Source organism: Deltaproteobacteria bacterium (genome assembly GCA_019308905.1).
GTDB lineage: Bacteria > Desulfobacterota > BSN033 > WVXP01 > WVXP01 > JAFDHF01.
In genome coordinates, this window is the sequence record JAFDHF010000014.1 from 50,020 (window position 1) to 57,008 (window position 6,989).

Annotated in this window: 9 protein-coding genes; 4 read left to right on the forward strand and 5 right to left on the reverse strand. The window is 52.8% G+C overall.

Annotation, left to right across the window (positions count from 1 at the left end):
* Window positions 1-159: 159 nt before the first annotated feature.
* From JRJ26_07025 to JRJ26_07040, 4 genes are read left to right on the forward strand one after another with little or no spacing between them, the layout of a single operon-like run.
* Entirely contained in the window at window positions 160-1,107 is a 948-nt protein-coding gene (locus tag JRJ26_07025) for an ABC transporter ATP-binding protein (protein ID MBW2057233.1), read from the forward strand.
* 11 nt (window positions 1,108-1,118) lie between these two features.
* Entirely contained in the window at window positions 1,119-1,844 is a 726-nt protein-coding gene (locus tag JRJ26_07030; protein ID MBW2057234.1) for a carboxypeptidase regulatory-like domain-containing protein, read from the forward strand.
* On the forward strand, window positions 1,834-2,667 hold the full coding sequence (locus JRJ26_07035) for an ABC transporter permease subunit (GenBank protein MBW2057235.1): 834 nt from the start codon (window positions 1,834-1,836) through the stop codon (window positions 2,665-2,667). Before JRJ26_07030 ends, JRJ26_07035 begins: the two co-directional genes overlap by 11 nt.
* On the forward strand, window positions 2,664-3,992 hold the full coding sequence (locus JRJ26_07040) for a hypothetical protein (protein MBW2057236.1): 1,329 nt from the start codon (window positions 2,664-2,666) through the stop codon (window positions 3,990-3,992). The genes JRJ26_07035 and JRJ26_07040 overlap by 4 nt, the downstream gene beginning before the upstream one ends.
* Window positions 3,993-4,208: 216 nt before the next feature.
* Here the strand turns inward: JRJ26_07040 and trxA are convergent, their stop codons facing one another.
* The 5 genes from trxA to JRJ26_07065 form a co-directional block, all read right to left on the reverse strand.
* The gene (gene trxA, locus JRJ26_07045) at window positions 4,209-4,751 is read right to left on the reverse strand and encodes a thioredoxin (protein MBW2057237.1); all 543 of its coding nucleotides are present in this window, start codon (window positions 4,749-4,751) and stop codon (window positions 4,209-4,211) included.
* A 95-nt stretch (window positions 4,752-4,846) separates the two neighbouring features.
* Window positions 4,847-5,119, reverse strand: coding sequence for a co-chaperone GroES (locus JRJ26_07050; protein MBW2057238.1), 273 nt, complete (start codon window positions 5,117-5,119; stop codon window positions 4,847-4,849).
* Window positions 5,120-5,245: 126 nt separating this feature from the next.
* Window positions 5,246-5,857: a hypothetical protein gene (locus JRJ26_07055; GenBank protein ID MBW2057239.1), complete on the reverse strand. Its 612-nt coding sequence runs from the start codon at window positions 5,855-5,857 to the stop codon at window positions 5,246-5,248.
* Window positions 5,854-6,042: a hypothetical protein gene (locus JRJ26_07060; protein MBW2057240.1), complete on the reverse strand. Its 189-nt coding sequence runs from the start codon at window positions 6,040-6,042 to the stop codon at window positions 5,854-5,856. The genes JRJ26_07055 and JRJ26_07060 overlap by 4 nt, the downstream gene beginning before the upstream one ends.
* A complete protein-coding gene (locus tag JRJ26_07065) occupies window positions 6,017-6,268 on the reverse strand; it encodes a glutaredoxin family protein (protein ID MBW2057241.1) in 252 nt (83 codons plus the stop codon). The genes JRJ26_07060 and JRJ26_07065 overlap by 26 nt, the downstream gene beginning before the upstream one ends.
* Window positions 6,269-6,989: the final 721 nt, after the last annotated feature.

Below are 6,989 nucleotides of genomic sequence, written 5' to 3' on the forward strand. Positions count from 1 at the left end.
CCCTGAAAACCCGCAGACCACCTTCCCCCGCCTCCCCCCGGACAAAGAAAGGCCTGCGAGCCATCTTAATCCCCGGAAATCGCCGCGGGACCCAATCTTGACAGAGATTTCCTTATCGACTACTATTCGTACACTCTCGTGTTTGTGAGCGGAAGACCCGTGATCAGAGTGGAAAACCTGACAAAAAAATACAACGGTTTCAAGGCGGTGGACGGCCTCAATCTGAGGGTAGAACAGGGGGAGATTTATGGGTTCTTGGGGCCCAACGGAGCCGGCAAGACCACCACGATCTTGATGCTCCTGAACATAGTCAAGCCCAGCAGCGGCCGAGTCTTTCTGCTGGGCCAAGAACTCACCCGGGCCAATCTGAGGATCAAGACAAGGGTGGGGGTCGTTTCGGAAAAACAGTACCTTTACAAGGAGATGACGGCGGGAGAGTATCTCGATTTTTTCGGCTATCTCTACCAGGTCCCTGACCGGGCCAGAAGAATCGACCGACTCCTCGAGGAACTCGATCTCGCGGGGGCGAAGAACAGGAGGCTTGGGGCTTTTTCCCGGGGCATGCAGCAGAAGATAGGTTTTGCCAGGGCCTTCCTCCACGACCCGGACCTGCTGATTCTCGATGAACCCATATCCGGTCTCGACCCGGGAGGCGTGAAGCAGATCCGGGACTTGATCGCCGGAATGAACAGGCGAGGGAAGACCGTCTTCATCTCTTCCCACCTTCTCTCCGAAGTCGAAAAACTCTGTCAAAAAGTGGGCATCATCAACAGGGGGAAACTCCTCGCCGAGGAAAGCATGGAGAATCTCAAGAGAAGACTCAGCGATTCCGTAGAGCTCGAGGTTGAACTCTCATCGGTGGGAAGGGAGATAGTGGAGGCCCTGTCGGCATTCGACTTTGTAAGGGAGATCAAGCACGAGGGGAAGAGCCTCGTTTTGAAAATCGACTCCGACAGGGATTACCGGGGGGACATCTCCCAGGCCATCGCCAGCAGAGGAGGAGTGGTCCTCGGCATCCGCACCAAGGAGATCTCCCTTGAAGAGGCCTTTATGACGATTACACAAAGGAACGTCTCCCTCCTGGCTTCCTCTCCAGATGAGCCCTGAAGGCCTGTTTGATGAAATCGAAAACCTCTGCCATATATCGAATCGTCCTTCCGGCTGCGGGACTCGCCTCTGTTGGTGTGTTTCTCTTCCTGTTCAACCAGAGACCCTCCTGGATCGAGGGAAGGATCATCGACACCCTGAGCAAGGACGCGGTCTGGCACGTGACGATTCGTGTGGGAGGAAAATCCACGACCAAGTTCGCCAGCACCTCTTACCGGCTTACGGGGATCAAAAAGGGTTCCTACACTCTCAGGGCGACCGCCCCCAACTACTACGATTTCGTAAAACCCGTAAAGATCAAAAGGGGGAAGAACGTGATCGACATAGCCATGAGAGGCCGGGAGATACCGGATCTCCAGGGGATCATCGTCTTCACGGAGGCTACCGACAAGGGGCTCGAGATAGAGATAAGGTTGACCGACAGCAAGCGAATGGCTATCATGAACCCTCCGGCCCTTCCCTTCACACTGGAGGGGACTCTCTATGTCAGAAAGGGGGAGGAAGGAGAATGCAGCAGGGGCAGAAAGCTCTTCCAGGGCCCCATCGATCTCTTCTGGGAGCCCCACGATCCCCTTGCCAAGAACAAGGGAATCATTCCCTGGGATCGCATAACGGTCAATCCCGAACGAGAAAAGAGCGGGGTCCTCGAGGTTGTTCTCCATACACCTCAGGGCGATTTTCGCTATACGACCGACCGGGTCGAACTGGTCAGGCAGGTGTCGCAGAATGAGCGGTAGATTCTCATCGGCTCTCCAGACGGTCTACGCCTTGACTCGAAGGGATCTGCTCTCCAATCTCAGGGGCTGGGGAACTTACGTGGCGATCTTTGTCTCCTTCCTGGCCTCCTCCTTCCTTCTCAAGAACTACGTTGAGGCGATCAAGGAGAAGGACATCCTCATCTCTTCGGACCCCTTGAATTTCCCTCTTCTCATTTCCCTGGTGGTCATATCCTTCTATCTGGCGGTAATCTCGGTCGTTTCTATCTCCCGCGAGAGGGACCAGGGAACCCTGGAGGTTCTCTTCTATGGGAACGTCGACTCCCTGTCATATATGGCAGCCAAGTTTCTGGCCGACCTCGTCATCTATCTCCTCGTTATCTGCCTCCTGGTTCTCTATTTTATCGCCGTATCCATGCTGACCAATCTGGCCTTGTCCTGGAATCTCGTGAAGGCCGTCTTCCTATCCATATTCTCTATGTCGTGCGTTATCAGCTTCAGCCTCTTCATATCCTCCCTGACTTCAAAGACAAGAACCTCTATTGTCTGGCTTGTGGCCCTCCTTTCGGTGTTTGTCGCCATCCAGGTTTCTCATACCATGCTTACCAGGCTCGACCAAGCGGCTCTTTCTCCATCGCAGCAGTATCTGAGGGCCGCACTGGGTGTACTCTTCAAGGGTACGGAATGGATCTCCCCCTTCTCCTATCTCAAAAGGGGCATGGAGTCGATCCACGTGGAGAGCGCCCGCCTGTATGGGTTGAATCTTCTCCATTCACTCGCCTATTCGGCTGCTTTCATGGTAGCTGCCGTATTGGCGTTGGAGAGGAAGGGGGTTCGCGGATGAGAAGACTCCCTCCGTCGCTCTTGCTGCTTCTTCTTCTCGGACTCATGCCGCTGCCTGCTCGGGCCGATGTCCCCGAGTTCCATGAAGAACTGGTCTACCGCATGAGCCTTTTCGACGGGAGAGGATACACCCAGGCCTTCGTTCCCCGCAGTGAAGAGACGATTTACATGATGGCCAGCAAGAACAATGCACTCTCGCCCCGGGCCACACTGGTCTACTTTTGGCCGATCACCGGCAAATATGTGGCCGCGTTCAAGAAGCTGAACGAGGAGATAGAGGGAAGCCTTGAGATCTTGAGAGAGGGGCGGGTGATCCAATCACACCAGAAGCAGGACTACATGCTCTTCTATCCAGAGGGCTTCATGAAGGGGATTGCCGAGATGCACGTGGGCAGGGATGCCTATGCGACTTTCAAGAAATACGAAAAACCCCTGACCGATTACTACACGAGGATGGACAAATTTCAGAGAGCCAACCAGGAGTACAGGAAGAGAATCCTTGCCTATGTGAAAGATCTCGAAAGGAGAAAGAAGGCCGGAGAGAAGCTCGACCCTGATGAGATAAGGGCCGAGATGCCCCGGAAACCCACCCCTCCGCAGAGACCGGAGTTCGATGTCACCTCTCTGCGCCGCGACTTCGTCCTCAACCTTCCGGAAGGCCTCTACAAGATACGTATGAGAGCACGAGACGGCACGATCATCGAGGACAGTGAAAAGAGGCTCGTGGTCTTCACCCGGAGGAGAGCCGGCGGGGTCGGCTATGAAATCATCCGGGCAAACAAGTGGACAAAACCGGAGAATTCCAACGATCCCGCTGAGACTCTCTACGCAGCAGGGGAGAACACCCTTTACGTCCGTCCCTTTCACGAGGATGAATACAACGAACTCTTCTACAGGAAGCTCCAGGATCCCCAGAACAAGGGCAATCCTGACCGGTGGATCTGGGTCCACATATCCCCCATCCAGGAGGTCCGGCTGGCACTGCTCGCCGGAAGCCGCGTGGTGGCAAAGGAGGAGAGAAAGCCCTATCTCGTCAGGAACATTCCGGGGCCGGAGCTGGGGTACAGGATCTTGGATTATGAAGCCCAGGATTTCCCAGACACGACGCCCACCTTTGAGGCGCACAAGATAGTCTTCCCCCCCCCTTCTGGAAAGGGAAAATACACATTCCGATTGGAAAACAAGGAGGGGCAGCCACTGGAAAAGAGCACAAGAAACATTATCGCGTTGAAAAAGGAGAGGGCCGACATCCTCTATCTCATCTCAATATTTCCTTTGCTTATCGGGTTCGGAGTTTTTGTGCGGAGAAAAACCACAACTTCCTAAGGCTTCTACTCAAACTGCTTCACATCGTAAAGGATTGAAATTCAAGCAACTCACCGGGCTTGCCGACGTCTCTCGTTTCTTCGACCTACACCTGGTCAAAGGCAGAGTCTCTGGATCCCTTTACGGTATGAAAGTCATGGAGGAGGAACTCAAGAAGCGACTCTTCGACCTCCGCATATCCATTCCAATAAGGCAAAAGGCCGATACTTACCTTGTTTATCCCTCTTCTTGTAACCGGACCAAGACTTCGGACAACCTCGCATCGGCGTTCTCCATTTGTCGTACTGCTTGCATCGCGCCATCATAGAGCGGGTTGCCCCCCAGCTTCTCAGTTTTCTCCAGCCATTTGCTAAACTGCTCCCTATGCTTTTTGTTATGCTCAACCCATGAGGTGAAAATCACTTTGAGTCTTCCCGCTTCATCAGTTGGGAACGATTTGAGAATATCTTCAATCATCGTCCGGATTGTCTGCTCAGGAACCGCACCGAGGATCTCGTCGACCTTCTCGCCGTCACTGAAAAACATCTGCATGGGTATACTCATAATCTGATATTTCGCCGCCGTACGCTGGTTTTCATCCACATTGATCTTGCAAAACTTGAATCTGCCGTCATACTCTTCCGAAAGCCTGTCGTATATCGGTGAGACAATCATACAGGGGCCACACCAAGGGGCCCAGAAATCAACCTCTGTGGGGAGTTCCGAGTTCAGAACCTCCTCCTCAAAGTTTTGGTCTGTTATCTCAATCACCTTGCTCATACTTCCCTCCTCGTTTATCCCTTTCAATAAGCCCCTCGTCTATCGGCTGATAAGTTGCCCTGTGCCAGGGTCGATCCTGCTGCTTCCGGAGTGGCCTATTTAATTACGGCGAGTATGTCGCTTCTGGAAACTATCAGATACTTTTTGCCCTCAAATTCAATCTCGTCACCCGTGAATTTGGCAAAGACTATTCTATCTCCCACCTCTATATTCTCGGCAAGCCCCTCGTCGGTTCCAACCTCAACAACTTTCCCTGTTCTTGGTTTTTCCTTCGCCGTGTCAGGGATTATTATCCCGCCCTTGGTTCTGCTCTCTTCAAGCTCTTGTGGCTCAACCAAGACCCGATCCTCAAAAGGTTTGATCTGCATCTTCGCTTCCTCCTTCCCCTCCTTCTGATTGTTTGTCCTTTTTCTCTCCACCCGGAGCGCTCCTTCCTAGATTCGTGCTCAGCCTGATGGCGTCTTCATCATCTCACCTCAACCAGCATCTTCCGCCTATTGCCTCTCCCCCTCTTTTACGAATAGCGATGGGTTTACTTCATAGATAGGCATCCCTGTCCGGGAGACTTCGGCCAATGAGCCCAGTTTGGGACTCATCACCCCACTTCCCTTGAGCTCGGCTATCAGAGTATCAACCCTGTCTCCCAGACCCAGCTCACAGCATATCTTCTCTATCTGAAATACCGTAATCCGGTAATCTCTAGCCTGGTCCCACAACCCTTCGACCAGTCTTGGCATCCGCTCCCACGCTGGCTCGCCCATCTCCCTGAAGACTTCAATTATGGCATATTGAGAGTTCCAGGAACCTGTCTTGCCGGCATCTTCAAGCAGATATTTTATGATGTTAGGCACTTCATACAAGTCACCCGGCGCAGCTGGGAGTAGCCGGTCCTCCCATGCACCGCTCTTGAGTGTCTTCACTGGGAGAAGCAGCCTCCATTCGCTGCCCAGGAGTAAAACATCCTCAAGACTATCATTAGCTATCCTCTCTACGTCATGATAGGAGACTCTGCCTTTTTCACACGCACAGGCTAGAACTTGTGCCAAGAGACCTGTAAGCTTACTATCGTTTAGGAATTTACTTAAGGCCTTTTCCAGGTTATTCATCTGATTCCAGCCTCGACAACCTTGCCTCTTCTCGGTTTTTTCTTCACCGTGTCAGGGATGATTATCCCGTTCTTGGTTCTGCTCTCTTCAACCTCTTCGGGTTCAACTGAGACCCGACCCTCAAAAGGCCTTAATCTCCCTTTTGAGCAATCTTCATTCCTAGCTTTTGATTCCCAGTAGTTTATCGATCCTTGCCTTGTCAAAGCCGACTATGGTATGGCTTCCGATCAAGACAACCGGCACACCCGTAATACCTCTGCGCTGCAACTCCCTGGCCCCATCCCGATCCCTCTCAACATTCACCTCTCGAAACCTGAAGCGTTTCTCCTTCAGGTACGCCTTTACCCTATTGCACCAGGGACACGAGGAGCCTGTGAAAACTATTATTCGCGGTTGACTGGAAACTGGCATGACTCACCTTGCTCCATTTTGTCTGTATTTGTCCGAACCACTCGGACCAACTCTACGAGTTGGGCCTCAGGAACAACACCGCAATACGATCCGCAGCCTTTCCATCCAAAAATCGCGTCACATGGGTCAGACTTCTCGACCGGTGCACCTCCACTCTCAGGTTTTTCAACCGGCAAGGGGGGTAGCCGATAAGGTCTCTCCCGGCGAGGATACGCATTCCCCCCGTGATCCGTCTTTGGTTTAGACCAACCCAATAAAGTTTGACTCCTCTAAAAGTATAAGGCGAGTTTAATTGATTGTCAATCACGATCCATCTTGGGCTCTTGTGGCGGCGGATCGGAACACGGCTCGTGCCTTCGAACCAAAGGCTTTGGGTTATGCCTTTCCACCAGCCCCAAGCAATACCCTGAGTGCCCTCTGTCGGCTCGGCCCAGGGTTTTCCTCCCTGATTCAACGTCTGGGCGGCACCCACTTACCCCCACGCCGGAAGAGCCGCCCCTCTCTATGCCAACTGAAGAGGAAGATATTCTGCCGAAAAGAATCCGTGAAGAAGGCTCGAAACAAGCCGCTGTCATAGGGGAGGTCGCAAACAGGTCTGGAAGGAAGATCCTAACGAGGGAACTGACTCAATCAACCAACCAAGACCCGGAGTCGCCCCGATCTTGGAGAACACCCTTGTCCTTGAACAGTATTGCGAAAGCCGCATGGTACCCATCATTTC

Excerpts from the sequence above, each read along its gene's own strand:
- JRJ26_07030 (MBW2057234.1), top strand. The coding sequence starts at position 1,119 with ATGAAATCGAAAACCTCTGCCATATATCGAATCGTCCTTCCGGCTGCG.
- JRJ26_07035 (MBW2057235.1), top strand. The coding sequence starts at position 1,834 with ATGAGCGGTAGATTCTCATCGGCTCTCCAGACGGTCTACGCCTTGACT.
- JRJ26_07040 (MBW2057236.1), top strand. The coding sequence starts at position 2,664 with ATGAGAAGACTCCCTCCGTCGCTCTTGCTGCTTCTTCTTCTCGGACTC.
- trxA (MBW2057237.1), bottom strand. The coding sequence starts at position 4,751 with ATGAGCAAGGTGATTGAGATAACAGACCAAAACTTTGAGGAGGAGGTT.
- JRJ26_07050 (MBW2057238.1), bottom strand. The coding sequence starts at position 5,119 with ATGCAGATCAAACCTTTTGAGGATCGGGTCTTGGTTGAGCCACAAGAG.
- JRJ26_07055 (MBW2057239.1), bottom strand. The coding sequence starts at position 5,857 with ATGAATAACCTGGAAAAGGCCTTAAGTAAATTCCTAAACGATAGTAAG.
- JRJ26_07065 (MBW2057241.1), bottom strand. The coding sequence starts at position 6,268 with ATGCCAGTTTCCAGTCAACCGCGAATAATAGTTTTCACAGGCTCCTCG.